Below are 25,903 nucleotides of genomic sequence, written 5' to 3'. Positions count from 1 at the left end.
CCGTGCGCCTCACCGCAGCCGCCGGCCCGTCCACCGCGCCGTCCGCCGACGGGTCCGTCGGCGCGCTGCCCGACACGCTGGTCGACCCCGCGGCCCCCGGCCCGCGGCTCGCCGACGTGCTGCCCGCCGCCCACGGCGCGCTGGCCGCCGCCGGCCGGGCGTCGCGCGAGGCCCGGGCGGTCGACGCCGCACGGCGTATCGGGCTGCCGGCCGCCGACCGCGTCTGCGTCGTCCTGTGCGACGGGCTCGGTCTGGAGAACCTCACCGAGCGCGCCGGCCATGCCCCGTTCCTCCGGGGACGGCTCGGCGACCTGCGCCGGCTCGTGACCACCTACCCGTCGACGACCGCCGCCGCACTCGGCACGTTCGGCACCGGTGCGCCCCCCGGCCGGACCGCCATGCTCGGGTACACCGTGCGCGCGCCCCAGACCGGCCGGCTCGCCAACCTCGTCTCGTGGGACGGCGCGCCCGAGCCCCGCACCTGGCAGCGCGAGCCCACGGTGCTCGCCGACCTCGCGTCCGAGGGCGTCGAGGTGACGTCGGTCGGGCCGGGCCGGTTCGCCGGCTCCGGCATGACGCTCGCTGCGCTGCGCGGCGCCACGTACGTCGCCGCGGAGTCCTGGACCTCGCGCGTCGAGCGCGCCGCGGCCGTGCTGCGCCGCCCCGGCCTGACGTACCTGTACTGGGGCGACGTCGACAAGGCCGGCCACCACCACGGCTGGCGCTCCGCCGAGTGGGGGCACGAGCTCGAGGCGTTCGACGCCGGGCTGGCCCGCCTCGCGCGCTCCCTGCCGACGGGCACCCTGCTGCTCCTCACCGCCGACCACGGCATGGTCGACGTCGACCTCGAGCAGCGCTGGGACGTCGCCACCGACGCGGTGCTGCGCGACGGCGTCCCCCTCGTGGCCGGCGAGCCGCGCGCCCTGCACCTGCACCTCGACGACGACACCGACCCGGACGTCGTCGCCGACCGCTGGTCCGAGCACCTCGGCGACGCCGCGCTCGTCGCCACGCGCGACGAGGCGCTCGCCGCCGGGCTGTTCGGAGACGTCGCCCCGCACGTGCGGCCCGTCGTCGGGGACGTGGTCGTCGCCACGACCGGGCGCGCGACCGTCGTCGACTCCCGCACCCAGACCCCCGCGAGCCTCACCCTCGTGGGCGTCCACGGGTCGCTCACCCCGCACGAGATGCACGTGCCGCTGCTCGCGACCGTCGTCTGACGACCCCCGGAGGACCCCCGTGGCCGAGCTCGTCTTCTTCACCGGCACCATGGACTCGGGCAAGTCCACGCTCGCCCTCCAGACGCACCACAACCACACGTCGCGCGGCCGCCGCGGGCTCGTGTTCTCCCGGCACGACCGCGCGGGGGAGGCGCGCCTCTCGTCCCGGCTCGGCCTGTCCATGGACGCCCTCGAGGTCCGCGACGACACCGACTTCTGGACCGTCGTCGCGGGCCGCCACGTCGAGTACCTCGTGTGCGACGAGGCGCAGTTCTACGCGCCCGAGCAGGTCGAGCAGCTCGCCCGGCTCGTCGACGAGGCCGGCGTGGACGTCTACGCGTTCGGGATCCTCGCCGACTTCCGCACGCGCCTGTTCCCCGGGTCGGCCCGGCTCGTCGAGCTCGCCGACCGGGTGGAGACCCTGCAGGTCCAGGCGCTGTGCTGGTGCGGCGCCCGTGCGACCCACAACGCCCGCACCGTCGGCGGACGCATGGTCGTCGAGGGCGACCAGGTCGTGGTCGGCGACACCGGCGCGTCGGAGGACGGCCCGGGCGCCGGTGCGGGCGGTGGTGTGGCGCAGACCGTGGCGTACGAGGTGCTGTGCCGCCGTCACCACGCCCGCCGCATGACGCTCCGCGCGGCGTCCGTGCACACGAGCGGCGCCGAGATGCTGCCGCTCGACCTGCCGGTGCCGTCCCTGCCGTCGACCGCGCTGCCCTCGGCGTGACGGGCCGCGCCGACTACTGCTCCGGCCGCGCCCCGAACATGATCTCGTCCCAGCTGGGGATCTTCGTCCGGCTGCGTCGCCCGCGGCGCTGACGGTCGTGCGTGACGTGCCCGGAGGCGGCGTCGTGGCCGCCCGCCGCGTCGGGACCGGTCGAGCCGGCTGACCCGGGAGCTCCGGTGCTGCCGTCCCGGTCGTCGACGTCGTGCTCACGACCGGCCGCGACGACCGTGCGGTCCTCCTCCGCCGGCGCGACCTCGGGCTCGTCGTCGTCCTGCGCGTCCGCGACCCGGCGCAGGGGCAGCGCGACGACCTGGGCGCCGCGGTGCCCGGTCCCGTCCGGCGTGCCCGACCTCTCGGCGCCGCGCTGGTCCGGACGGTCGCGGCCGGCGTCATCGGTACCGCCAGTACCGCCGGTGCCGTCCCCGGCACGCTCCTCCTCCGCGCACTCGGCGGCCCCGGTGGGCTCGCTGTCGAGGTGCGGCAGGTCGACGGTCATCGCGGGGCGCGTCCGGGACGGGTGCCGGGTTCCTTCCTGACGCGGGCGCTCCTCGTCGGCGCGCCGGCCGCGCCGGCGGCCCAGGTCGTCGAGCAGGGCGTCCGTGGTGACCGCGTCGGGCGACGCGTCGCGCTCGTCCACGGGGGACAGCACCGCACGCACCACCTCGGTCTCGCGTGCCGACGCCGCCGACCGCGGGAGCACGTCGCGCGTCTCGACCTCCGACTCCGAGAGCCAGCGCGCCTCGTCGTCCCGCGCCGTGACGTCCCGAGCGCCCGCGTCGTAGCGCCACGTCGCCGTGCGGTCCACGCCGCCGGCCGCGAACACGGCCGTGACGTGCCAGTCGCCCGACGCGTCGCGCGCCGAGTCCCAGGCGACGTCGAGCGGGTCGACGCCGCGCGCCGCGAGCCGGTCCGCGACCAGCTCGTCGAGCGACGGCGAGCCGTCCGGCCCGACGAGCGACGCCCGGGCACGCGACACGACGTGCTCACGCTCCGCGAGCACCGGGCCCTCGTAGCGGCGCACCCGCTCGAGCTGCAGCCCCGAGACCGACGCGACCTCCTCGGCGGTCGCGCCCGCGCGGATCCGTGCCTGGATCTCGCGGACCGACATCGCCCCCGTGTCCTGGGCGCGCTCGCGCTCGAGCTGGGGCCGGTCGCGGCGCACCGCGGCACGCAGCGCGTCGTCGATGTGCAGCGTGTAGCGCTGCCCGGCGCACTCGAGGACCAGGCACTCCCCGTCCTCGTGCAGACCCACCAGGTTCAGCTCGTTCATCACGCCTCCCGTTCGTGTCGCGCGTGCGTGCGTCTCGAGCGTGCCATCTCCGTGCGCGCGGACCGCGCAGGCGCGTCGGTGTGCCGCCGATCGGCCTGTGCCCGAGCCTGCCATGATCGGGGGGTGCTGCTGCCCTCGGACCTCCAGAGCGCCCTCGAGGTCGCCGGGGTCTTCTTCGCCGCCCTGTCGGGCGCGCTGTCCGCGGTCCGCAAGCGGCTCGACCTGTTCGGGGTGCTCGTCCTGGCGTGGGTGACCGGGCTCGGGGGCGGGATCCTGCGCGACGTGCTGATCGGCGCGGTGCCGCCCGTGGGCATCGCCGACCCGGCCCTCGTGCTGACGGTGCTCGTCGCCGGCTTCGCGACGTCGTTGTTCCACCTGCGCATCGAGCGCCTGCGCCGCGCGGTCGTGGTGCTCGACGCGTTCGCGCTCGGCCTGTTCGTCGTCGTCGGGACGCTCAAGGGCCTCCAGTACGACGTGGGCTGGCTCGCCGCGCTGTTCGTCGGCACGATCACGGGGATCGGGGGCGGTGTCGTCCGCGACGTCCTCACCGGGTCGGTCCCGCTCGTGCTGCAGGACCGTCAGCTCTACGCGATCCCGGCGCTCGCGGGCTCCGGTGCGGTCGTCGTGCTCTGGGAGACCGGCACGCTCAACGGCTGGACGGGCATGGGCGTCGTCGCGGGCGTGGTCGCGTTCCGCATCCTGTCGTTGTGGCGAGGCTGGGTCGTGCCCGAGGCGGCGACCGGCGGCTGGCCCTCCCTGTGGCAGACGCGCCGCCGCAAGCCCTGAGGCGCGGAGGCGGCCGACGGGCCGACCGCCGAGCGCGCCGGTCCCCGGTCGCGGCCGGGTCGGTCGCGCTGGGAGGATCGGGTGGTGACGTCTCCCGCCGGCCCGGCCGCGCCCCTGCCCCCTGAGGACGCCGCCGCCGTCCTCCCGCCCGAGGCGCGCCGCGACCTGCGCCGCCTCGCGGAGCGGCTCGCGCAGACCGCGGGCGACCTCGTGCGCGGCGCCCGCCCGGCGCGGGTCGAGGTGGCCGCCACCAAGTCGACGCCCACCGACGTGGTGACGCGCATGGACCGGGACGTCGAGGACCTGCTGCGGCGCGAGCTCGCCGCGGCGCGGCCGGGCGACGCCGTGCTGGGTGAGGAGGGCGGCCTGGACGAGCGGGGCCGCACGGGTCTGACGTGGGTGGTCGACCCCGTCGACGGCACGGTGAACTACCTGTACGGGCTGCCCGGCTACGCCGTGTCGGTCGCGGTGGTCTCGGGGCCGCCCGACCCGGCCACCTGGGTGGTCGAGGCGGGCGCGGTGCACGACGTGGTGGGCGGGCGGACCTGGTCGGCGCACCGTGGGGGCGGGGCGACGTGCGACGGCGTGCCCCTCGACCCCGCGTGGGCGCGGGACGACCCGGACCTCGCGCGGTGCCTGACCGGGACCGGGTTCGGGTACGACGCGGCCCGGCGTCGACACCAGGCGGAGGTCCTCGTCGGCGTCCTGCCCGTGGTGCGCGACATCCGGCGGCTCGGCGCGGCTGCGGTCGACCTGTGCCGTGTCGCGAGCGGCGAGCTCGACCTGTACTTCGAGCGCGGCCTCCAGCCGTGGGACCACGCGGCGGGCGGTCTCGTCGCGGTCGAGGCGGGCGCGGTGGTGCGCGGGCTGGGCGCGGACCGGCCGACGGACCGCATGGTGGTGGCCGGTTCGCCGCGGGCCGCGGGCGAGCTCGCGACCCTGCTGGAACGGCTCGACGCCGGTCGCGACTGACGCGCGGCCGAGCAGCTTCCACCGCAGGATGTTTCCTGGGTCACACGCCCTCTGACCTGCGCAGACGCGCGCCGGAGGGCTCGGGACGGGTGAGATCTGACACATTGACCCGGCTGTCTCGTCCTCCGTGCTGCAGACCCGCCGGGCATGGTGCAGAATCACCCTTCGCGAACCGGGAATGAAACCCCGGTCCTGCGCATTGAACGTGGCCCGGGGGCCGGACGGGGACCGGCCTCGCTCACGACACCACACACCCCACCATCCGACGACCGGAGTGACCACATCCATGGCAACTGACTACGACGCCCCGCGCAAGACCGACGACGAGCTGTCCGAGGACTCCCTCGAGGAGCTCAAGGCCCGCCGGTCCGACAAGAGCTCGGGTGTTGTGGACGAGGACGAGGCGGAGGCCGCCGAGGGGTACGAGCTCCCCGGTGCCGACCTGTCCGGCGAGGAGCTGTCTGTCCGAGTCCTGCCGCGGCAGGCCGACGAGTTCACCTGCTCGAAGTGCTTCCTCGTGCACCACCGCTCCCAGCTCGCGTACACCGGCAAGGACGGCCAGCCCGTCTGCACGGAGTGCGCTGCCTGACACCAGCTTCACGCCGGCCCACCACCGGGAACGACCCGTCCAGCTCTCGCCACGGTCGCCCACCCGGCACGCCGAAGGCCACCACCCGTGACGGGTGGTGGCCTTCGCGTCTCCCGCGCCCGGGTGCCCAGGTGGGGCACGCTCAGGCCGGTACGTCCCCGGCTGCGGCGTCCCCGGTCTCGTGGCTGCCCGCGCCTGCGGCGACGAGGGCGGCGCCGAGTCGCTCCGGGTGCCGCGTCCCGACGATCCACGCGGGCGTCGGATCCTGCGGGTCGTGCACGGCGCACCGGACCGCTCGCGTCACCCAGGGGCGCAGGCAGGCGAACGTCCGCGCGTCGGAGCCCGGGCCGAACGCTGCCCGCAGGCCCGCCGCGTCGAGCGTCTCCGGCGTCCCCAGGAGCGTCGCCGGGATGTGCGCGTGGCCCGCGGCCAGCTCGTCCCCGACCACGGCGACGACGGGAGCGGCCGCCCAGAGCCCGACGGCGGACCCGACGGCGGCGAGCCCGCCGACCACCACGGCCCACAGGGGCGACACGATCCAGAGGATGACGCCGAACATGAGGCCGAACGCCACGGCGGCCGTGAGCGAGCCCGCACCGGGCGCGAGGCGCTCACGGTAGGTGGTGGCGTGCGCGGGCGCGGTGGCCGGTGGCGGCCCGGAGGTCTGCATGCCTCCAGGATGCCACCCCCGCACCGCCGTGCCGGCGCGGCTCCGGCGGCCCCGGCACGGCACCGGCCCGTCGTGGACCGCACGGCGGCGGAACGGTTAGGCTCACGCCTCGTGCCCGAGAACACCGTCGACGTCCTCCTTCGCCGCCTCGACCCCGACGTGCCCGTGCCGGGCTACGCCCACCCGGGCGACGCCGGCGCCGACCTCGTGACCACCGAGGACGTCGAGCTGGGCCCGGGGGAGCGGCGCACCGTCCCGACGGGGGTCGCGATCGCCCTCCCCGACGGCTACGTCGCTTTCGTGCACCCGCGCTCGGGCCTCGCCGCCCGGCACGGTCTGACGGTCGTCAACGCGCCCGGCACCGTCGACGCGGGGTACCGGGGCGAGATCCGCGTGACCCTCCTGAACACGGATGCCACCACCCCGGTCGTGCTGCACCGCGGCGACCGCATCGCGCAGCTGGTCGTGCAGCGCGTCGAGCGGGCGCGGTTCGTGGAGGCCGAGACGCTGCCCGGCTCGCACCGGGCCGAGGGCGGGTTCGGGTCCAGCGGCGGGTGGCACGGGGCGTCCTGACGACCCCCCGCGAGGACTACTGTTGAGGATGTGCAAGGTGTTCCCCCGGGGGCACTCGACCGACGTGTTCCGGGCGTGGAAGCGCCCCACGACGAGGAGATGAACGTGGCTCTGTTCCGCCGCAAGCCGGCCACCGGCGACGACGCCGACCCGCAGATCGACGAGCCCACGGTCACGGAGGTCGGCGCCGACGGCGCCGACGGTCCCTCCCAGGGGGTCACCGAGGACGCAGCGGCGGGTTCCGGGCGCGAGTCCGGCCCGTACGACTCGTCCGAGACGGAGCAGGGCGGGCGCCTCGACCTGGGTGCCCTGCAGATCGCGGGCGTGCCCGGCATGAGCCTGCGCCTCGAGATCGACCGGCGTACGGGCCGCTGCACGGGCGCTGCGTGCGCCGTCGACGGGTCGGTCCTGCAGCTCCAGGCGTTCGCCGCGCCGCGCAGCGAGGGCATCTGGGACGAGATCCGCGAGGAGATCGCGGCGTCCGTGGGCGAGCAGGGCGGCGCGGTGGACGAGGTCCCCGGCCCGTTCGGTCGCGAGCTGCTCGCCCGCCTCCCCGTCGTGGGCGAGGACGGTCGCCGCGGCTTCCGCCCGGCCCGGTTCGTCGGCGTCGACGGTCCGCGCTGGTTCCTGCGCGGGGTCATCACCGGCCGGGCGGCCGTGGAGCCGCAGGCGGCGGAGCTCCTGGAGCTCGTGTTCCGCAACACGGTCGTGGTGCGCGGCACGGACGCGCGCCCGCCGCGTGACGTCCTCGAGCTCACCCCGCCGCAGCAGCCGGACGAGGGCGACGAGCAGGCGCCCGCCGCGCCGCAGCCGGGCGACTTCGACCCGTTGCGCCGCGGCCCCGAGATCACGGAGATCCGGTGAGCCTGCGGGCCGGACTCCGCGCCGTCTTCGCGTCGCGTGACGACGTCGAGGCCGACGAGGAGCGTGACGACGCGGCGCGGCAGCACGGTTGCACCGCGATCGCCGCGGTGCCGTCGCGCACCCGCGGACAGGTCAGCGGGGTGGTGCGCTCGGTGACGATGCGGCCCCGCGAGGGTGCCCCCGCGCTCGGCGCCGAGCTCTACGACGGCACCGGCACGCTCGACCTCGTGTGGCTGGGTCGCCGCCGCATCGCCGGTATCGAGCCCGGCCGCCGGGTGCGCGTCGAGGGCCTGGTCTGCACGATCGACGGTCGCCGCACCATGTACAACCCCCGCTACGAGCTGCGTCCCGTGGTGTCCGCGTGAGCACCCCCGGACAGCCGGCGCCTGCGGGGCGTCCCGCACCTGCGACCGATCCGGGTGGCCACGGCGTGGTCGCGGACGCGGCCGCCGACGGCGAGCAGGACGTCCGCGGCCTGCGCGCCCTCGACGCCGAGAGCTTCTCCGTCCTGGACTCGGTCGGCGGCGTGCGCGGTCTCGTCGAGTCGATGCTGCCCGGCACGGTGTTCGTGGTCGTGTACGTCGCGACGCAGAGCCTGCGCCCCACCCTGTGGGCGTCCGTCGGCGTGGCCGTCGCCCTCGTGGTCGCGCGGCTCGTCGCCCGCACCCCGCCGACGCACGCGTTCGGCGGCCTGGTGGGCGTCGGCATCGGCGTCGTGTGGGCGGCGACGTCCGGGAAGGCCGAGAACTACTACGCGGTCGGGCTCCTGACGAACGCGGCCTACCTCGTCGCGTGCGTGGTCTCGATCCTCGTGCGGTGGCCCGCGGTCGGCCTGGTCGTCGAGGGGCTGCGGTCCGGGTTCGGCGGGACGCGTGTGGTCCGTCCCGCGCCGGACGCGACGCCCCGCGCCGACGCCGGGTCGACCGGGCCGGGCGAGGAGCCCGCGGCGCCGTCCGGGCAGGCCGTGCCGTCCGTCCGCGCGATGCTGCCGACCGCGTGGCGCGCCGACGCCGAGCTCGTGCGCCGGTACGCGCTCGCGACGTGGCTCTGGGTCGGCATGTTCGGCCTGCGGCTCGCCGTCCAGGTGCCGCTGTACTTCCACCACGAGGTCGGGTGGCTCGGGACGGCCCGACTCGTCATGGGGCTTCCCTTGTGGGGCGCGACCCTCTGGCTGACCTGGGTGGTCGTCCCGCACCTGCGGCGCGCGACTCCCGCGACCTGACCCCGCCGCGGGCTGGACGCTCAGCCTGCGGCGGGCTCGCCGTCGGCCGCGTCGACGCCGTCGTCAGCCTCGGGCTGCTCCGCGTCGGCCGTCGGCACGAGCAGCTCCTGCAGGCTCGCGCCGTCGACCTCGCGCCCCGCGACGAACAGGAGCTCGTCGCCCGCCTCGAGCGTGTCGTCGTTGCTGGGCGCGAGCGGCGAGGTGCCACGCACCACGGCGGCGAGCACGGTGTCCGCCGGCCACGGGACGCGCCCGATCCGCTGGCCGACGAGCGGCGAGTCCGGCGGCAGCGTCAGCTCGAGGATGTCGGCCCCCGACTGGTGGAAGGTGAAGATCTTCACGAGGTCGCCGACCGCGACGGCCTCCTCGACCATCGCCGTCATGATGCGCGGCGTCGAGACGGCCACGTCGACGCCCCACGAGTCGTCGAACATCCACTCGTTCTTCGGGTTGTTGACACGCGCGACCGTGCGCGGCACCCCGTACTCCGTCTTGGCGAGCAGGGAGATGACGAGGTTCGCCTTGTCGTCGCCCGTGGCGGCCACGACGACGTCGCACTCGTCCACCCGTGCCTGCGTGAGCGTGGACAGCTCGCACGCGTCGGCGAGGAGCCAGTCGGCGTCGGCGACCGACGCGACGCGCATCGCGGACGGCTGGCGGTCCACCAGGGTGACCTCGTGCCCGTGACCGAGCAGCTCGCGGGCGATCGAGCGCCCCACGGACCCGGCCCCGGCGATGACGACGCGCATCAGCCCTCACGCTCCTCGTGACGGGGCGCGCGCGAGAGCACACGCTCGACGGTGTCGACGTCCGCGGCCTGCACGAGCAGGTGCAGCACGTCGTTCTCCTGCAGGACGAGCGCGGCCGACGCGATCACCCCTTCGCCGTACCGGGTGAGGTACGCGGCGCGCGTGCCCGTCGCGCGCTCCACGACGTCGAGCGACAGGCCGGCCCACTCGGGGTGGTAGTCGATCTGGCACAGGCGGACGCGTCCTGACGGGTCGCGGTACTCGTCCGAGGCGCCCAGCGGGAGCATGCGGCGCAGCACCTGGTCGCTCGTCCAGCGCACGGTCGCGACCGTCGGGATGCCGAGCCGCTGGTAGATCTCGGCGCGGTGCGGGTCGTAGATGCGGGCGACGACGTTCTCCACGCCGTACGTCTCGCGCACCACGCGCGCCGCGAGGATGTTCGAGTTGTCGCCGTCGGAGACGGCCGCGAAGCCGTAGGCCTCCTCGATGCCGGCCTGGTCGAGCGTGTCGCGGTCGAAGCCGAGGCCGGTGACCTTCTTGCCGTCGAAGTCCGACGGGAGGCGGCGGAACGACTCGGACGCCTGGTCGATGACGGCGACCGAGTGGCCGCGCGCCTCGAGCGACTGGGCGAGCGTCGCGCCCACGCGTCCGCAGCCCATGATGACGAAGTGCACGGGGCGACGCTATCAGCGCGGCACCCCCCGCCGCCCTCGCCGACCCCGGACGGTCCACAGACCTGCGCCCGCCGGTCCGCGCCGGTCGCGGCACGCGTAGCATGATGCCTCGTGTCAGAACTTGCAGGCAGCCTGACCGACACGGCCAAGCGCGTGCTGCTCGGCCGGCCGGTCCGCAGCGACCACCTCGGTCACACGCTGCTGCCGAAACGCATCGCGCTCCCGGTCTTCGCCTCGGACGCCCTCTCGTCCGTGGCGTACGCGCCCGACGAGATCCTGCTGACCCTCGCGCTCGCCGGGTTCGCGGCGACCGCAGTGTCGCCGTGGATCGGCATCGCGGTCGTCGTCGTGCTCGTGACGGTGGTCGCGTCCTACCGCCAGAACGTGCGCGCGTACCCGTCGGGCGGTGGTGACTACGAGGTCGCGACGACCAACCTGGGCCCGTCCGCGGGTCTCGGCGTCGCGTCGGCGCTCATGGTCGACTACGTCCTGACCGTCGCCGTGTCGATCTCCTCGGGGACGCAGTACGCGGCGTCCGCCATCCCCGCGCTGCGGGGGCACGAGGTCCCGTTCGCCGTGATCGTCGTGATCCTGCTCGCCATCGTGAACCTGCGGGGCGTCAAGGAGTCGGGCAAGTTCTTCGCGGTCCCCGTCTACCTGTTCATGTTCGCGATCGGGGGCACGGCCGTCGTGGGCTTCGCGCGCCTGCTGTTCACGGGCGGGCTGCCCGACGCCGAGTCGGCCGGGTTCGACATCGTGGCGAGCCCGCAGCTCGACTCCGGGCTCACGGGCCTCGCGGGTGCGTTCCTCGTCGCGCGCGCCTTCGCGTCCGGCTGTGCCGCGCTCACCGGCGTCGAGGCGATCAGCAACGGCGTGCCCGCGTTCCGCAAGCCGAAGTCCCGCAACGCGGCGACCACGCTCGCGCTCCTCGGCGGGATCTCCGCGGTGATGATCATGTCGATCCTGCTGCTCGCCCGCGACATCGGCGTGCACTACGTCGAGGACCCGGCGACCCAGCTCACCCACGCCGGGCAGCCGCTGCCCGAGGACTACGTGCAGCACCCCGTCATCGGCCAGATCGCCCAGTCGGTCTTCTCCGGCCTGCCGGTCGCGTTCTACGTCGTCGCGGCCGCCACCGGCGTCATCCTCGTGCTCGCGGCGAACACCGCCTTCAACGGCTTCCCGGTGCTCGGGTCGATCCTCGCCAAGGACGGCTACCTGCCCCGCCAGCTCGACACGCGCGGCGACCGGCTCGCCTTCTCGAACGGCATCGTGCTGCTCGCCGGCGGGGCGATCGTGCTGATCGTCGCGTTCGACGCGACGGTGACCCGGCTCATCCAGCTCTACATCGTGGGCGTGTTCGTGTCGTTCACCCTGTCGCAGCTCGGCATGGTCCGGCACTGGACGCGTGGCCTGCGCACCGAGGCCGACCCGGACGCCCGCAAGCGGATGCTGCGCTCGCGGGCCGTCAACGCGTTCGGGTTCCTGCTCACGGGCGTCGTGCTGATCATCGTGCTCGCGACCAAGTTCACGCGCGGCGCCTGGATCGCGATCGTCGCGATGGCGGTCCTCTTCGTCCTCATGCGGGCCATCCGCCGCCACTACGACCGGGTGGCGCGCGAGCTGGCGCTCGGGGACGACCCGGCGTCTGCGCGCGCCCTGCCCAGCCGGGTACACGCCATCGTGCTGGTCTCCAAGCTGCACAAGCCCGCGATGCGCGCCATCGCGTACGCCCGGGCGTCCCGCCCCTCGGTGCTCGAGGCCGTGACCGTGGGCGTGCACGCCGAGGAGGTCGCGGCGCTCACCGACGCGTGGGACCGCCTCGAGCTCCCGCTCCCGCTGCGCGTCCTCGACTCACCCTTCCGCGAGATCACCCGGCCCGTGCTCCAGTACGTGCGCTCGATCCGCCGCGAGTCGCCGCGCGACCTCGTGGTCGTCTACATCCCCGAGTACGTCGTCGGGCACTGGTGGGAGCAGATCCTGCACAACCAGTCGGCCCTGCGCCTCAAGGGGCGCCTCCTGTTCACCCCCGGCGTCGTCGTCGCGTCCGTGCCCTGGCAGCTCGAGTCCATCGAGGGTCAGACCGGGCTCGAGAGCACGCGTGTCGCCCCGACCTGGATCCACCGCGTCTGATGCCGTCGAAGAAGAAGTCCCGTCCCTCGTCCCGCCGACCCTCCGGCCGGGGCGACGCATCCCGCGCCGCGCGCCCGAACGCATCCGCCCCACCCGACCTGCCGCCCGTCGAGCTCGAGGTGGGTCCCGTCGCCCACGGCGGGCACTGCGTGGCCCGCCACGAGGGACGCGTCGTGTTCGTCCGGCACGCCCTGCCCGGCGAGCGCGTGCTCGCCCGGCTCACGTCCGCCGAGGACGACGCCCGGTTCTGGCGCGCGGACGCCGTGGAGGTGCTCGAGGCGTCACCCGACCGGGTGCCGTCCGCGTGGCCCGCGGCCGGCCCGGGCGGGGTCGGCGGGGGAGAGCTCGCGCACGTCGCCCTGGCGGCGCAGCGTCGCTGGAAGCAGACGGTGCTCGCGGAGCAGCTCGAGCGTCTCGCCGGGGTGACGGAGGTCGACGGCGTGCCCGTCGCCGAGCTGCCCGTCGCGGCGGCGCCGGGTGACGACGAGCGCGGCGGCCTCGGCTGGCGCACCCGCATCGAGCTCGTCACGGACGCGCAGGGCCGCGCGGGCATGCACCGGTACCGGTCGCACGACGTCGTCCCGCTGGACGACATGCCGCTCGCGAGCGACGAGGTCCGCGCGCTGTGCGAGACCGAGGGCGTGTTCACGCGGCTGTGGCCCGCCGGCGTACGGCTCGACGTGATCGCCCCCGCCGACGGATCGGCGCCCCTCCTGCTCCAGGACGGCGAGCCGCTGCGCGGCGGCCGGACCGACGAGCGTCCCAACGCGCGGCGGACCGTCACCGAGACGGTGGCGCTGCCGGACGGCCGGACCGGGACCTACCGCCTGCGGGGGGACGGCTTCTGGCAGGTGCACCGGGCCGCGCCCGCCGTGCTCGTCGGCGCGGTGCTGGACGCGCTCGCCGGCACCGGCGCCGGGGCGACCGTGCTCGACCTGTACTCGGGCGCCGGCCTGTTCACCGCGCCGCTCGCCGACCTCGTCGGGCCCGCGGGCCGTGTCGTGGCCGTCGAGGGCTCCGAGCAGGCCGTCAAGGACGCCCGACGCTCGTTGCACGACGTCCGGCAGGTCGAGCTGCACGCCGGCCGCGTCGAGACGACGCTCACGGCGCTGCGGGCCGCGGCCGGCAGCAGCGGGGGACTGCGCGCGGCCGACGCCGTCGTGCTCGACCCGCCGCGTGCCGGAGCGGGTCGCCAGGTCGTCGAGCAGGTCGCCCACCTGGCGCCCGCCACGATCGTCTACGTCGCGTGCGACCCTGCCGCGCTCGCCCGTGACGTCGCGTACCTCGCCGACCAGGGCTACCGGCTCGCCGCCCTGCGGGCGTTCGACCTGTTCCCGATGACCCACCACGTCGAGGCGGTCGCGACGTTCGTGCCGGCGGTCGAGCGCTGACGCCCCGCTAGTCCTCGGCGGGCTCCCAGAGCTCGACGGGCAGCCCCTCGGGGTCCTGGATGCGCGCGAACCGCCCGAAGCCGCCCGCGTCCCACTCGGCCCGGCGCTCGACGGCGACCCCTGCCGCCTCGAGGCGTGCGACGAGCGTGTCGAGGTCGCGCACGCGCAGGTTCAGCATGAGCGGCTGGTCCGGCGCGAAGTAGTCCGAGTCGGCCGGGAACGGTGCGAACACGGTGCCGCCCGCCTCCTGGTGCCACGTGCCGTCGGCGCCCGGGCCGACCCCGAGGTGCTCCTCGTACCACGCGGCGCGCGCCGCAGGGTCGGCGCTGCGGACGAAGAGCCCGCCGATCCCGGTCACCGTCATGACTTGCCTCCGTCCCGACGTGCGCCGATATCGGGCACATCGCAGTGATGTCACGATATCCGCACGCGGATGACGGCCACTAGACTCGGCCCATGACGACGCTCGCCGACCTGGGCGCCCTGACCACCGCACAGGTCGACGAGCGGACCGCCGCCGGGAAGGTCAACGTCGCCGCCGACACCACCTCCCGCAGCCTCGCCGCGATCCTGCGCGCCAACGTCTTCACGCTCTTCAACCTCATCCTCACCGTCGCGGCCGTGCTCGTGCTCATCACCGGGTCGTGGCCCGACGCCGTGTTCGCCGGGGTCATGGTCGTCAACGCCGCCATCGGCGTCGTCACCGAGTACCGCGCCAAGCGCACCCTCGATCACCTCAGCCTGCTCAGTGCCGCCCCCGCCCGCGTCGTCCGCGACGCCGGCACAGGCCCGACCGAGGCCGAGATCCCGCTCCAGCAGCTCGTCGAGGACGACGTCCTGCTGCTCGCGACCGGCGACCAGGTCCCCGCCGACGGCGTCGTCCTGCGCTCCACCGGCCTGGAGATCGACGAGTCCGTCCTCACCGGCGAGTCGCAGCCCGTCCACAAGCACCCCGAGGACCCGGTGCTCTCCGGCACCGCAGTCGTCGCCGGGACCGCGTCCGTCCGGCTCACCGCCGTCGGCGAGGAGTCCTACGCCCACCGCATCGCCGCCGAGGCCAAGAAGTTCTCCGTCGCACCCTCCGAGCTGCGCGACGGCATCAACCGCGTCCTGCGGGTCGTGTCCTTCGGCATCATCCCCATCGCCGTCCTGCTCGCCTGGGCACAGGTCCGCGCCACCGGCGGGTGGAGCGACTCGATCTCGTCCGGCGCCTGGCGCGACGCCGTCGTCGCCGGCGTCGCGGGCGTCATCGGCATGGTCCCCGAAGGGCTCGTGCTGCTCACGTCCCTCAACTTCGCGCTCGCCGCCCTGCTGCTCGCCCGGCAGAACGTGCTCGTCCAGGAGCTCCAGGCCGTCGAGGTGCTCGCGCGCGTCGACGTGCTGTGCCTCGACAAGACCGGCACGCTCACCGACGGGACCGTCGGGCTCGCCCGCCGCGACCTCGTCGGCGCAGGCTCCCCGGCCGACGGCCCTGACGGGATCGCGCCCCGTCACCGCGCCGCGCTCGGTGTCCTCGCCGCGCTCGCGGTCGCACCCGACGCGAACGCCACCGCGCGCGCCGCCGGTGACGGGATCGACGCCGCCGACCTCGCGGACGTCCTCGAGACCGTCCCGTTCTCCAGCGCCCGCAAGTGGAGCGCCGTGCGCACCGCCGATGGTGCCTACGTCTTCGGCGCCCCCGAGATCCTCCTCGCCGGGCGCGACGACGCCCCCGCGACCGACGTGCTCGCGTCGGTACGCGACGCCGCCGCCGACGGGTCCCGTGTCGTCCTGCTCGCCGCCGCCCCCGCCGGCCTGCCCGCCACCGACGCGCCCCTGCCGGGCGACCTCGACCCCCTCGTCGTCTGCGTGCTCGGCGAGCACGTGCGCCCCGACGCCGCCCAGACCCTCGCCTACTTCCACGCCCAGGGCGTCCGCACCGTCGTGATCTCCGGCGACAACCCCACCACGGTCGCCGCCATCGCCGCGTCCGTCGGGTCGTCCGGCCCGGACGCCGCGCCCGACCCCGGGTTCGACGCCCGCGACCTGCCGGACGACGCCGAAGCGCTCGCGGACGTGCTCGACACCCACGGCGTGTACGGGCGGGTGCGACCCGAGCAGAAGCGCGCGATGGTGCACGCGCTGCAGGCGCGCGGCCACGTCGTCGCCATGACGGGGGACGGGGTGAACGACGCGCTGGCGCTCAAGGACGCCGACCTCGGCATCGCGATGGGTTCGGGCGCGGCCGCGACGAAGGCAGTCGCCCGGATCGTGCTCGTCGACGGCCGGTTCGCGACGCTGCCGGGCGTCGTCGCCCAGGGCCGCCGGGTCATGGCGAACATGGAGCGCGTCGCCGGCCTGTTCCTCACCAAGACGACGTACGCCGCGCTGCTCGCGGTGGCGGTCGTCCTCATCGCGGTGCCGTACCCGTTCCTGCCGCGCCACCTCACGCTGATCAGCTCGCTCACCATCGGGATCCCGGCGTTCTTCCTGGCGCTGCCGCCGAACGACACGCGGTACCGGCCCGGGTTCCTGCCGCGCGTGCTCACGTACGCGGTGCCGTCCGGACTGGTCGCCGGCGCGGGCGTCCTCGTGGCGTACCTCGTCGTGCGGGACCGGCTCGGCACGACGGACGCACGCTCGGCGGCCACGCTCGTGCTGCTCGGCCTGGCGCTGTGGGTCCTGGGGATCGCGGCCCGGCCGTGGCGGGGGTGGCGGGGCTGGCTCGTCGTCGCCCTCGGGCTCGCCGGGGCGGGGGCGTTCGCCCTCCCGGTCACGCGCCGGTTCTTCGCCCTCGAGGTGCCGGACGCGTGGACGCTCGAGGTCGTCGCGACGACCGTCGTCGTCGGCTGGGTGCTCATCGAGGTGCTGTTCCGGCTGATCGGCGCGCGCCACCGCGCGCCGATATCTTGACGTCAAGATAACTGCGGTATGCTGGCGTAGGCTCAGCCCAAACCCCCCAACGACGCCACGTGACGCGGCACTCCCGCGGGTCCGTGCGTCGCCGTACCGCAGTGAGGAGCGCACCGTGAGCAGCGTCGACACGTTCGGGTCCAAGGGGACCCTCGAGGTCGGTGACAGCACCTACGAGATCTTCCGCCTGTCGGCCGTGCAGGGCCTCGAGCGCCTGCCGTACAGCCTCAAGGTCCTGGCCGAGAACCTGCTGCGGACGGAGGACGGCGCCAACATCACCGCCGACCACGTGCGCGCGCTCGCCGGGTGGGACCCGGACGCCCAGCCCGACACGGAGATCCAGTTCACGCCCGCCCGCGTGATCATGCAGGACTTCACCGGCGTGCCCTGCGTGGTGGACCTCGCCACCATGCGCGAGGCCGTCGCGGACCTCGGCGGCGACCCGCAGCGGATCAACCCGCTCGCGCCCGCCGAGCTCGTCATCGACCACTCGGTCCAGATCGACGTCTACGGCCGCGCCGACGCGTTCGAGCGCAACGTCGACATCGAGTACCAGCGCAACCGTGAGCGCTACCAGTTCCTGCGCTGGGGCCAGACCGCGTTCGACGACTTCAAGGTCGTCCCGCCGGGCACCGGCATCGTGCACCAGGTCAACATCGAGTACCTGGCCCGCACGGTCATGACCCGTGAGGTGGGCGGCGTCCTGCGCGCCTACCCCGACACCTGCGTCGGCACCGACTCGCACACCACGATGGTCAACGGCCTCGGCGTGCTCGGCTGGGGCGTCGGCGGCATCGAGGCCGAGGCCGCGATGCTCGGCCAGCCCGTGTCGATGCTCATCCCGCGCGTCGTCGGCTTCAAGCTGGCGGGCTCGATCCCGGCCGGCGTGACCGCGACCGACGTCGTGCTCACCATCACGCAGATGCTCCGCAAGCACGGCGTGGTCGGCAAGTTCGTCGAGTTCTACGGCGACGGCGTCGCCCAGGTCCCGCTCGCGAACCGCGCCACCATCGGCAACATGAGCCCCGAGTTCGGCTCGACCGCGGCGATCTTCCCCATCGACGACGTCACGCTCGAGTACCTGCGCCTCACCGGCCGCAGCGTCGAGCAGGTCGCCCTCGTCGAGGCGTACGCCAAGGAGCAGACGCTCTGGCACGACCCGTCGCGCGAGCCCGTCTTCTCCGAGTACCTCGAGCTCGACCTGTCCACGGTCGTCCCGTCGATCGCCGGCCCGAAGCGCCCGCAGGACCGCATCGAGCTGTCGCGGGCCAAGGAGCAGTTCGCCCGCGACCTGCCGACGTACGCGCCCGAGGTCGGCAACGGCGTGGACGAGGCCGAGCGCGAGTCGTTCCCGGCGTCCGACTCGCCGACGTACTCCACGGCGGGTGCCCGCCGCGTCGAGGTGACCGACACCGAGGGCAACACCTTCGAGCTGTTCCACGGCGCGGTCGCGATCGCGTCGATCACGTCGTGCACGAACACGTCCAACCCGTCGGTCATGATGGCCGCCGGCCTGCTCGCGAAGAAGGCCGTCGAGGCCGGGCTCGAGCGCAAGCCGTGGGTCAAGACGTCGACCGCGCCGGGCTCGCAGGTCGTCACCGGCTACTACGAGAAGGCCGGCCTGTGGCCGTACCTCGACAAGCTGGGCTTCAACCTGGTGGGCTACGGCTGTGCCACCTGCATCGGCAACTCGGGCCCGCTCGACGAGAACGTGTCGGCGGCCGTCAACGAGCACGACCTCACGGTGGTGTCGGTGCTGTCGGGCAACCGCAACTTCGAGGGTCGCATCAACCCCGACGTGAAGATGAACTACCTCGCGTCGCCGCCGTTGGTCATCGCGTACGCGCTCGCCGGCACCATGGACTTCGACTTCGAGTCCGACCCGCTGGGCCGCGACGCCGACGGCAAGCCGATCTTCCTCGCCGACATCTGGCCGTCCGCCGAGGAGGTCCAGGCGACCATCGACCGGTCCATCGACCGCGACATGTTCACCGAGGACTACGCCAACGTGTTCGCCGGCGACGAGCGCTGGCAGGGCCTGCCGACGCCCCAGGGCTCCACCTTCGAGTGGGACGGCGAGTCGACCTACGTCCGCAAGCCCCCGTACTTCGAGGGCATGGCCGCGGAGCCGTCCCCGGTCACCGACATCGCCGGCGCGCGCGTCCTCGCGAAGCTCGGCGACTCGGTCACGACCGACCACATCAGCCCTGCCGGTGCCATCAAGCCCGACAGCCCGGCCGGTCGCTACCTCGCCGAGCACGGCGTGGAGCGCAAGGACTTCAACTCCTACGGCTCGCGCCGCGGGAACCACGAGGTCATGATCCGCGGCACGTTCGCGAACATCCGGCTCAAGAACGAGCTCGTCGCGACCATGAACGGCGGCACGGTCGTCGAGGGCGGCTTCACGTACAACTTCGTGAAGGGCGCCCAGGACACCATCTACGACGCGGCGCAGGACTACGCGGCGCAGTCCACCCCGCTCGTCGTCCTCGGCGGCAAGGAGTACGGCTCCGGCTCGTCGCGCGACTGGGCGGCCAAGGGCACCGCGCTCCTCGGCGTGAAGGCCGTCATCTCCGAGAGCTTCGAGCGGATCCACCGCTCCAACCTCATCGGCATGGGCGTCCTGCCGCTGCAGTTCCCCGAAGGCGAGTCGGCTGCGTCGCTGGGCCTCGACGGCACCGAGACGTTCGACATCGCCGGCGTCACCGAGCTCAACGAGGGCACGACGCCCCGCACGCTCACCGTGACCGCCACGAAGGAGGACGGCACGTCCGTCGAGTTCCAGGCCGTCCTGCGGATCGACACGCCCGGTGAGGCGGACTACTACCGCAACGGCGGCATCCTGCAGTACGTGCTCCGGTCCCTCGTGGCCTGAGCCGCCCGCCCGGCGTGCCGGGCAGCGAGTACGGCGAGAGGCGTCCACCCCACCCGGGGTGGGCGCCTCTCGCCGTCCCGCGCCCTCCGGGCCCGGTGCCGTCGCCTACGCAAGGTCGCTTCGCGCCCGTTGCGGCGCACGCGAAGCGCCGCAACGCACGCGGAGCCGAGCGGGGGAGGGCGGTCAGCCGGCGAGCAGCTCGCCGACGGCGTGCTCGCCGACCCCCGCGAGCAGCGGGTGCTCGTCCGGGAACGCGAGCATCACGAGCGCGAAGGACGCCGCCCAGGCGCGGGCGCGCACCCACCGCGGACCGTCGCCCCCGTGGACGTCGTCGTACACGGCGCGGAACGACGCACGCCCCGCGGCGTCGAAGGTGAGCCACGCCGTCGCGAGGTCCGAGGCGGGGTCGCCGGACGTCACGTCCCCGAAGTCGACGAGAGCGGCCAGCCGGTCGGGTGCGCCCGGCCGGACGACGAGGTTGGCGGGGTGCGGGTCGCCGTGCAGCCACCGGGGCACGTCGTCGTAGGGCGCGGCGTCGAGGCCGGTGTCCCAGATCTGCGACAGGTGTCGCGCGTCGCGGTCCGGGACGATCTCGAGCCGCTCGCGGAAGACCTCGGTGCGCTCCGCGAGCGGCACGCCGCGGTACGGGTTCGGGGGAGCGTCTGCCGGCGCGGGGGTGTGCAGCGCGGCGAGCGTGTTCGCGAGGTGCGCCGCCCACGCGGAGCGCTCCGGCACCGGTGTCGCGGCGGCCGCGACGCCGTCGAACCACGGCACGACGCTCCACGGGTACGGGTAGCCGTCCGTCGGACGGCCGACCCGGACGGGGAGGGGCACCGGGACCGGCAGCGTCGGCGCGAGCACGGGCAGGACGGCCTGCTCGTGCTCCACCAGGTGGGCGGCCACCTCGCGACGCGGCAGCCGAAGGGCCAGGTCGTCGCCGAGCCGCATCACGACGGTGTCCCACCCGTTCGCGACGACCCGCAGCGGGCGGTCGGCGAGGTCCGCGTGCTGGGCACGCAGGAGAGCGTGCGCGAGGCCGGTCGTGATCTCGATGTCGGCTTCCATCGCCGTCCTTCCGGGTCGTGTCGGCCTGCGGTCGTGTCAGAGAGGTGCCGGGACGACCCGGTCTCGGTCCCACGGCTGCGTCCACCCGAGCTCGTCGAGCAGCGCGTCGAGGATGCCGGCGGTGAAGCCCCACACGACGTGCTCGCGGTCGCCGTCCGCGACGAGGAACCCGGGTCCGTGCCAGCGCCGGTTGCCGCGCCGCACCTCGACGGTGCGCCGGCGCTCCGGGTCGATCAGCCCGGCGACGGGTGCGCTGAAGACGTGGGCGGACTCGCCGGGGTCGACGACGCGCACGGGGGACCGCCTCGCCCACCACCCGAGCACGGGCGTGACGAGGTGGTTGCTCACCGGCAGCGGCAGGGGGTCGTACGTCCCGAGGACGTCGACCCCGGACGCGTCGAGGCCGGTCTCCTCGGTCGCCTCCCGCAGCGCGCACGCCACGGGACCGTCGTCGCCCGGGTCGACGCGCCCGCCGGGGAAGGCCACCTGGCCGGGGTGGCTGCCGAGCGTCGCTGCGCGGGCGAGGAGCAGGACGTCGAGCCCGGCCGGCACCCCCGTGCGCACCGACGTGCGCGCGTCCGCAGGCACCGTCGACGGTGCCGCACCGGGCGCCCCGTCGAGCACGCCGAACAGGACGAGCACGGCGGCGTCGCGCGCGGTCGCGGGGTCGAGAGCGCCGACGGCGTGCCGCCACGGCGTGGTCCACGCCCCGCCGCCGTCGACGAGCCGGGCGAGCGCGTCGCGCGCCGAGGCCGGCGACGCCGGGACGCCGGACGTCGACGCCACCGACGGCGACGCCGCGGGGGCCGCCCCCTCGGTCAAACGCTCACCAGCTCACGGGGACGGGCGCACCCTCGGCGTAGCCCGCGGCCGACTGGATCCCGACGACCGCACGCTCGGAGAACTCCTCCAGGGACGTCGCACCGGCGTACGTGAACGAGCTGCGCACCCCTGCGGTGATCGAGTCGAGCAGGTCCTCGACGCCGGGCCGTGCCGGGTCGAGGTACATGCGGCCGGTCGAGATGCCCTCCTCGTAGAGACCCTTGCGGGCCCGGTCGAACGGTGCGCCGCCGACCGTGCGCGCCGCGACGGCACGCGCGGACGCCATGCCGAACGAGTCCTTGTACAGCCGGCCGGTGCCGTCGTCGTGCAGGTCACCGGGAGACTCGTGCGTGCCGGCGAACCAGGAGCCCACCATGACCTGCGACGCGCCGGCCGCGAGGGCGAGCGCGACGTCGCGCGGGTGCCGCACCCCGCCGTCGGCCCACACGTGCTTGCCGAGCTCGCGCGCCGCGGCGGCGCACTCGAGCACCGCGGAGAACTGCGGACGCCCGACGGCCGTCATCATGCGGGTCGTGCACATGGCGCCAGGCCCGACGCCGACCTTCACGATGTCGGCGCCGGCGGCGACGAGGTCGCGCACCCCGTCCGCCGTCACGACGTTCCCGGCCACGACGGGCACCTGCGGGTCCAGGGACCGCACCGCCTCGAGGGCCTGCAGCATCTTGACCTGGTGACCGTGCGCGGTGTCGACGACGAGCGTGTCGACGCCCGCGTCGAGCAGGGCCTGCGCCTTGCCGGCGACGTCGCCGTTGATGCCGACGGCCGCGGCGACGCGCAGGCTACCGTTCGCGTCGAGCGCGGGGGCGTACACGGACGAGCGCAGGGCACCGCGCTGCGTCAGCACGCCGACGAGCAGACCGTCGCGCACGACCGGGGCGAGCTGGTGGCGCCGCTCGTGCAGCTGCGTGAACGCCTTCTCGAGCGCGCCGGAGTCCGCGTACCCGTTCGCCCCCACCGGGCCGAGGACGTCGGCGTCGAGCGTCGTCGGGTCGGGCGTCATGACGTCGTGCACCTGCGTGAACAGGTCGACGCCGTGGCAGTCCGCCGTCGTCACGACGCCGACGGGGCGCCCGTCCGCCACGACGACCGCCGCACCGTGGCTCCGCTTGCCGAGCAGCGACAGCGCGGTCTGCACGGTGTCGCCGGGTGCCACCACCACGGCGGTCTCGACGACCGGGTCCTTGGACTTCACGTCCGCGACGACGTCCGCGACGACATCCACGGGGATGTCCTGAGGGATGACGACGATGCCGCCGCGCCGCGCGACCGTCTCCGCCATCCGGCGGCCGGCGACCGCCGTCATGTTGGCGACGACGATCGGGATCGTCGTGCCCGTCCCGTCGCCGCTCGACAGGTCGACGTCGAAGCGGGACGTGACCTCCGAGCGCGCGGGCACGAGGAACACGTCGCCGTAGGTGAGGTCGGTCGTCGGGGTCTGCCCGGGCAGGAAGCGCATGAACCCGATTTTACCGGCCGGCACACCCGGGCGGGGGCGCCGGGCCGTGACCTGCGTCTCCGTGCAGGCCGACGCGCCGCACAGCGGGGGCACGGGACCCGGCACGTAGACTCGTGCGATGCGCGTGTCCCCGCCCGGGGCGACTCCCGGGAGGACCGTCAGGGACCGCGCGACGAGAGGAGCTGCGCGCCGATGGGGCTGCTGGACCGGATCGACGAGCCGCGGGACCTCGACGCACTCACCCCCGAACAGCTCACGGCGCTCGCGGGCGAGATCCGCGAGTTCCTCGTGCAGGCGGTGTCGCGCACGGGCGGTCACCTGGGCCCGAACCTGGGCGTGGTGGAGCTGACGATCGCGATGCACCGCGTGTTCGACTCGCCGCGCGACACGCTCGTCTTCGACACCGGGCACCAGTCGTACGTGCACAAGCTGCTCACGGGCCGCCGCGACTTCTCGACGCTGCGGCAGGAAGGCGGCCTGTCGGGCTACCCCAGCCGGGCGGAGAGCGAGCACGACGTCGTCGAGAACTCCCACGCGTCCACGGCGCTGAGCTGGGCTGACGGGATCGCGAAGGCGAACGTGGTCCGCGGCCACAGCGACCGGAACGTCGTCGCCGTCATCGGCGACGGCGCGCTGACGGGCGGCATGGCCTGGGAGGCGCTGAACAACATCTCCGCGGCGCGCGACCGTCGCCTCGTGATCGTCGTGAACGACAACGGACGGTCCTACTCGCCGACCATCGGCGGGGTGGCCCACCACCTCGACACGCTGCGCACGACGCAGGGCTACGAGCAGTTCCTCGACTGGGGCAAGCGCACCCTCAACCGGTCCGGGCCGCCCGGGCGGTTCGCGTACGAGTGGCTGCACGGGCTCAAGAAGGGCCTCAAGGACGTCGTCGCCCCCCAGGGCATGTTCGAGGACCTGGGCATGAAGTACATGGGTCCGGTCGACGGGCACGACGAGCAGGCCGTCGAACGGGCGCTGCGCGTCGCGAAGTCGTACGGCGCCCCCGTGATCGTGCACGTCATCACCGAGAAGGGCCGCGGCTACCGCCCCGCCGAGGAGGACGTCGCCGACCGGTTCCACGGCATCGGCCCCATCCACCCCGAGACGGGCCTGCCGATCGCGCCGTCCCGCTTCGGCTGGACCAAGGTGTTCGCCGACGAGATGGTGCAGATCGGCCGCCGCCGCCCCGACGTGGTCGCCGTGACCGCCGCGATGCTGCAGCCCGTCGGGCTGCTCCCGTTCTCGCAGGAGTTCCCGGACCGCACGTTCGACGTCGGCATCGCGGAGCAGCACGCGGTGACGTCCGCCGCCGGCATGGCGTTCGCCGGCCTGCACCCGGTGTTCGCGGTGTACGCCACGTTCCTCAACCGCGCGTTCGACCAGGTGCTCATGGACGTCGCCCTGCACCGCGCGGGCGTGACCTTCGTCCTCGACCGCGCGGGGGTCACCGGCGCGGACGGCGCGAGCCACAACGGCATGTGGGACGTCGCGATGCTCCGCATCGTGCCGCGGCTGCGCCTCGCCGCGCCGCGCGACGAGTCGACCCTGCGGGCGGCCCTGCGCGCCGCCGTCGACGTCGACGACGCGCCCACGGTGGTCCGCTACCCCAAGGGCTCGCTCGGCCTGGACGTAGCCGTCCTCGAGACGGTCGACGACCTCGACGTGGTCGCGGTGACCGGCCCGGAGGACGCCACGCGGCGCGTGCTGCTCGTGGGCGTCGGACCGATGACGCAGACGGCGGTCGATGCCGCCGCGACGCTCGGCGAGCACGGGGTGCGCACGACGGTCGTCTCGCCGACGTGGATCCTGCCCCTCCCGAGCGCCCTCGTGAAGCTCGCCGGCGAGCACGACCTCGTCGTGACGGTCGAGGACGGGATCGCGTCGGGCGGCTTCGGCGCCCTGCTCGGGGAGCACGTGGTCGCGCAGGGGCACCCGACTCCGGTCCTGCCCCTCGGCCTGGGCACCGAGTTCCTCGACCACGCGGAGCGCCCCGACATCGTCGCGGCGCAGAGGCTCACGCCGGCGGACGTGGCCGGGACGGCGCTCGCGGCCTTGACCCGGGAGAGCTGAGCCGGTGGCCGCGCGCGGGGGAGCGGCGTCCGCTGCCGCACCGCGTGGGGTGCGCTGGGTCGCGCTGCTGCGCGGCGTCAACGTAGGGGGCGTGACGGTCCGATCGGCGGACCTGCGCGCGTGCGTGGAGGGCCTCGGCCTGGACGACGTCCGGACGGTCCTCGCCACGGGCAACGTCCTGTTCTCGGCGCCCGGCGGCCACGGCGCGGCGCGCCGGCGCGAGCTCAAGGCGCTCGTGGAGGAAGGGCTGCGGACCACGTTCGGGTATGACGCGTGGATCGTGCTGGTGACCCGTGACGAGCTCGCGACGGTGGTCGACGACTTCCCGTTCGCGGGGCGGGACGGCTGGCACGACTACGTGACGTTCGTGTCCGAGGACGCGGTGCTGGCCGAGCTGTCGGACGCCGTGGCCGATCTCGGCCTGGACGACGCGACCGCCCCGCTGTCGGTGGGGGAGGGCGTCGTGCGCTGGCAGGTCGAGAAGGGCGGGACGCTCGACGCCCCGTTCTCGAAGCTGTCGTCGAAGGCGCGGTACCGCGCGACGACGACCACCCGCAACCTGCAGACCCTCCGCAAGCTGCTGGCCTAGCGCCGGCGCCGCCGGACCGAGCGCACGCGCCGCTCCATCGAGACCGCCGACAGGGCGCATCGAGAAATACTGTGCCAAGCACGCGGAACCAGCACGGCCGCGGTCGGGGACCACGTGGGAAGAGCGGCCAGGACGACCCCGCCACTGTGCACCGCCACACCCCCGCCGCACCGACCACGTCGACCCCGCGCGTGCGCGCGTGGGAGGGGTTCGGCGGGGGAGCGTGGTGCGACCACGTCGACGTCCGGTCGGTCAGCTCCAGCCCGG

23 protein-coding genes are annotated in these 25,903 nt (G+C 74.5%); 15 read left to right on the top strand and 8 right to left on the bottom strand.

Going from position 1 to position 25,903, the window contains the following annotated elements; all coding sequences use genetic code 11:
* Positions 1-2: 2 nt before the first annotated feature.
* Complete coding sequence (locus tag CLV34_RS14405; protein WP_245859259.1) at positions 3-1,220, top strand: alkaline phosphatase family protein; 1,218 nt, start codon at positions 3-5, stop codon at positions 1,218-1,220.
* A gap of 19 nt (positions 1,221-1,239) precedes the next feature.
* On the top strand, positions 1,240-1,947 hold the full coding sequence (locus CLV34_RS14400) for a thymidine kinase (protein WP_100350984.1): 708 nt from the start codon (positions 1,240-1,242) through the stop codon (positions 1,945-1,947).
* 13 nt (positions 1,948-1,960) lie between these two features.
* Here the strand turns inward: CLV34_RS14400 and sepH are convergent, their stop codons facing one another.
* A complete protein-coding gene (gene sepH, locus CLV34_RS14395; protein WP_100350983.1) occupies positions 1,961-3,217 on the bottom strand; it encodes a septation protein SepH in 1,257 nt (418 codons plus the stop codon).
* A gap of 123 nt (positions 3,218-3,340) precedes the next feature.
* Here sepH and CLV34_RS14390 point away from each other — a divergent pair, with 123 nt between their 5' ends.
* The 3 genes from CLV34_RS14390 to CLV34_RS14380 all read left to right on the top strand — a co-directional run bounded on the left by CLV34_RS14390 (position 3,341) and on the right by CLV34_RS14380 (position 5,564).
* Positions 3,341-4,003, top strand: coding sequence for a trimeric intracellular cation channel family protein (locus tag CLV34_RS14390; protein WP_245859258.1), 663 nt, complete (start codon positions 3,341-3,343; stop codon positions 4,001-4,003).
* A gap of 84 nt (positions 4,004-4,087) precedes the next feature.
* Positions 4,088-4,975, top strand: a complete 888-nt coding sequence (locus CLV34_RS14385; RefSeq protein WP_342747238.1) for an inositol monophosphatase family protein — start codon at positions 4,088-4,090, stop codon at positions 4,973-4,975.
* Between the two features lie 286 nt (positions 4,976-5,261).
* The gene (locus CLV34_RS14380) at positions 5,262-5,564 is read left to right on the top strand and encodes a DUF4193 domain-containing protein (protein ID WP_100350982.1); all 303 of its coding nucleotides are present in this window, start codon (positions 5,262-5,264) and stop codon (positions 5,562-5,564) included.
* 142 nt (positions 5,565-5,706) lie between these two features.
* Here CLV34_RS14380 and CLV34_RS14375 read toward each other — a convergent pair whose 3' ends face one another.
* On the bottom strand, positions 5,707-6,234 hold the full coding sequence (locus tag CLV34_RS14375) for a DUF3093 domain-containing protein (protein WP_100350981.1): 528 nt from the start codon (positions 6,232-6,234) through the stop codon (positions 5,707-5,709).
* A 111-nt stretch (positions 6,235-6,345) separates the two neighbouring features.
* Between CLV34_RS14375 and dut the strand changes: the two genes are divergently transcribed.
* From dut to CLV34_RS14355, 4 genes are all read left to right on the top strand, one after another.
* Positions 6,346-6,807: a dUTP diphosphatase gene (gene dut / locus CLV34_RS14370; RefSeq protein ID WP_245859257.1), complete on the top strand. Its 462-nt coding sequence runs from the start codon at positions 6,346-6,348 to the stop codon at positions 6,805-6,807.
* 105 nt (positions 6,808-6,912) lie between these two features.
* A complete protein-coding gene (locus CLV34_RS14365; protein ID WP_245859256.1) occupies positions 6,913-7,671 on the top strand; it encodes a DUF3710 domain-containing protein in 759 nt (252 codons plus the stop codon).
* The gene (locus tag CLV34_RS14360; RefSeq protein ID WP_100350978.1) at positions 7,668-8,036 is read left to right on the top strand and encodes an OB-fold nucleic acid binding domain-containing protein; all 369 of its coding nucleotides are present in this window, start codon (positions 7,668-7,670) and stop codon (positions 8,034-8,036) included. The genes CLV34_RS14365 and CLV34_RS14360 overlap by 4 nt, the downstream gene beginning before the upstream one ends.
* Entirely contained in the window at positions 8,033-8,893 is an 861-nt protein-coding gene (locus CLV34_RS14355; RefSeq protein WP_245859255.1) for a DUF3159 domain-containing protein, read from the top strand. Before CLV34_RS14360 ends, CLV34_RS14355 begins: the two co-directional genes overlap by 4 nt.
* 20 nt (positions 8,894-8,913) lie before the next feature.
* Here CLV34_RS14355 and CLV34_RS14350 read toward each other — a convergent pair whose 3' ends face one another.
* Both CLV34_RS14350 and CLV34_RS14345 read right to left on the bottom strand, forming a co-directional pair.
* Positions 8,914-9,642 (bottom strand): potassium channel family protein, encoded by a 729-nt coding sequence (locus CLV34_RS14350; protein WP_100350977.1) that lies wholly within the window; start codon positions 9,640-9,642, stop codon positions 8,914-8,916.
* Complete coding sequence (locus CLV34_RS14345) at positions 9,642-10,301, bottom strand: potassium channel family protein (RefSeq protein ID WP_100351038.1); 660 nt, start codon at positions 10,299-10,301, stop codon at positions 9,642-9,644. Before CLV34_RS14345 ends, CLV34_RS14350 begins: the two co-directional genes overlap by 1 nt.
* 126 nt (positions 10,302-10,427) lie before the next feature.
* Between CLV34_RS14345 and CLV34_RS14340 the strand changes: the two genes are divergently transcribed.
* Both CLV34_RS14340 and CLV34_RS14335 read left to right on the top strand, forming a co-directional pair.
* Positions 10,428-12,449 carry an APC family permease gene (locus CLV34_RS14340; protein ID WP_245859253.1) on the top strand — a complete coding sequence of 674 codons (2,022 nt, stop codon included), beginning with the start codon at positions 10,428-10,430 and terminating at the stop codon, positions 12,447-12,449.
* A complete protein-coding gene (locus CLV34_RS14335) occupies positions 12,449-13,840 on the top strand; it encodes a class I SAM-dependent RNA methyltransferase (protein WP_100350976.1) in 1,392 nt (463 codons plus the stop codon). Before CLV34_RS14340 ends, CLV34_RS14335 begins: the two co-directional genes overlap by 1 nt.
* A gap of 7 nt (positions 13,841-13,847) precedes the next feature.
* On the opposite strand, the gene CLV34_RS14330 is transcribed toward CLV34_RS14335, so the two are convergent.
* Positions 13,848-14,204, bottom strand: coding sequence for a VOC family protein (locus CLV34_RS14330; RefSeq protein WP_100350975.1), 357 nt, complete (start codon positions 14,202-14,204; stop codon positions 13,848-13,850).
* Positions 14,205-14,296: 92 nt separating this feature from the next.
* Between CLV34_RS14330 and CLV34_RS14325 the strand changes: the two genes are divergently transcribed.
* Positions 14,297-16,732, top strand: a complete 2,436-nt coding sequence (locus CLV34_RS14325; RefSeq protein ID WP_100350974.1) for an HAD-IC family P-type ATPase — start codon at positions 14,297-14,299, stop codon at positions 16,730-16,732.
* Positions 16,733-16,847: 115 nt separating this feature from the next.
* Positions 16,848-19,607, top strand: coding sequence for an aconitate hydratase AcnA (acnA, locus tag CLV34_RS14320; RefSeq protein WP_100350973.1), 2,760 nt, complete (start codon positions 16,848-16,850; stop codon positions 19,605-19,607).
* Between the two features lie 183 nt (positions 19,608-19,790).
* Here the strand turns inward: acnA and CLV34_RS14315 are convergent, their stop codons facing one another.
* Genes CLV34_RS14315 through CLV34_RS14305 form a run of 3 tightly spaced genes read right to left on the bottom strand, consistent with a single transcriptional unit; the run spans position 19,791 to position 22,971 of the window.
* Entirely contained in the window at positions 19,791-20,672 is an 882-nt protein-coding gene (locus tag CLV34_RS14315; protein WP_100350972.1) for an aminoglycoside phosphotransferase family protein, read from the bottom strand.
* A gap of 36 nt (positions 20,673-20,708) precedes the next feature.
* Positions 20,709-21,458, bottom strand: coding sequence for an NUDIX hydrolase (locus tag CLV34_RS14310; RefSeq protein ID WP_211289469.1), 750 nt, complete (start codon positions 21,456-21,458; stop codon positions 20,709-20,711).
* Positions 21,459-21,498: 40 nt separating this feature from the next.
* On the bottom strand, positions 21,499-22,971 hold the full coding sequence (locus CLV34_RS14305) for a GuaB1 family IMP dehydrogenase-related protein (protein WP_100351035.1): 1,473 nt from the start codon (positions 22,969-22,971) through the stop codon (positions 21,499-21,501).
* A gap of 192 nt (positions 22,972-23,163) precedes the next feature.
* Here CLV34_RS14305 and dxs point away from each other — a divergent pair, with 192 nt between their 5' ends.
* Together dxs and CLV34_RS14295 are read left to right on the top strand one after the other, a co-directional pair.
* A complete protein-coding gene (gene dxs / locus CLV34_RS14300) occupies positions 23,164-25,047 on the top strand; it encodes a 1-deoxy-D-xylulose-5-phosphate synthase (protein ID WP_100350971.1) in 1,884 nt (627 codons plus the stop codon).
* Positions 25,048-25,051: 4 nt separating this feature from the next.
* Positions 25,052-25,636 carry a DUF1697 domain-containing protein gene (locus tag CLV34_RS14295; RefSeq protein ID WP_342747237.1) on the top strand — a complete coding sequence of 195 codons (585 nt, stop codon included), beginning with the start codon at positions 25,052-25,054 and terminating at the stop codon, positions 25,634-25,636.
* Positions 25,637-25,903: the final 267 nt, after the last annotated feature.

It is taken from the genome of Luteimicrobium subarcticum, assembly GCF_002798015.1.
Classification (GTDB): domain Bacteria; phylum Actinomycetota; class Actinomycetes; order Actinomycetales; family Cellulomonadaceae; genus Luteimicrobium; species Luteimicrobium subarcticum.
The sequence above is the reverse complement of the archived record's forward strand: the minus strand, read 5'-3'. Positions and strand labels throughout refer to the sequence as shown.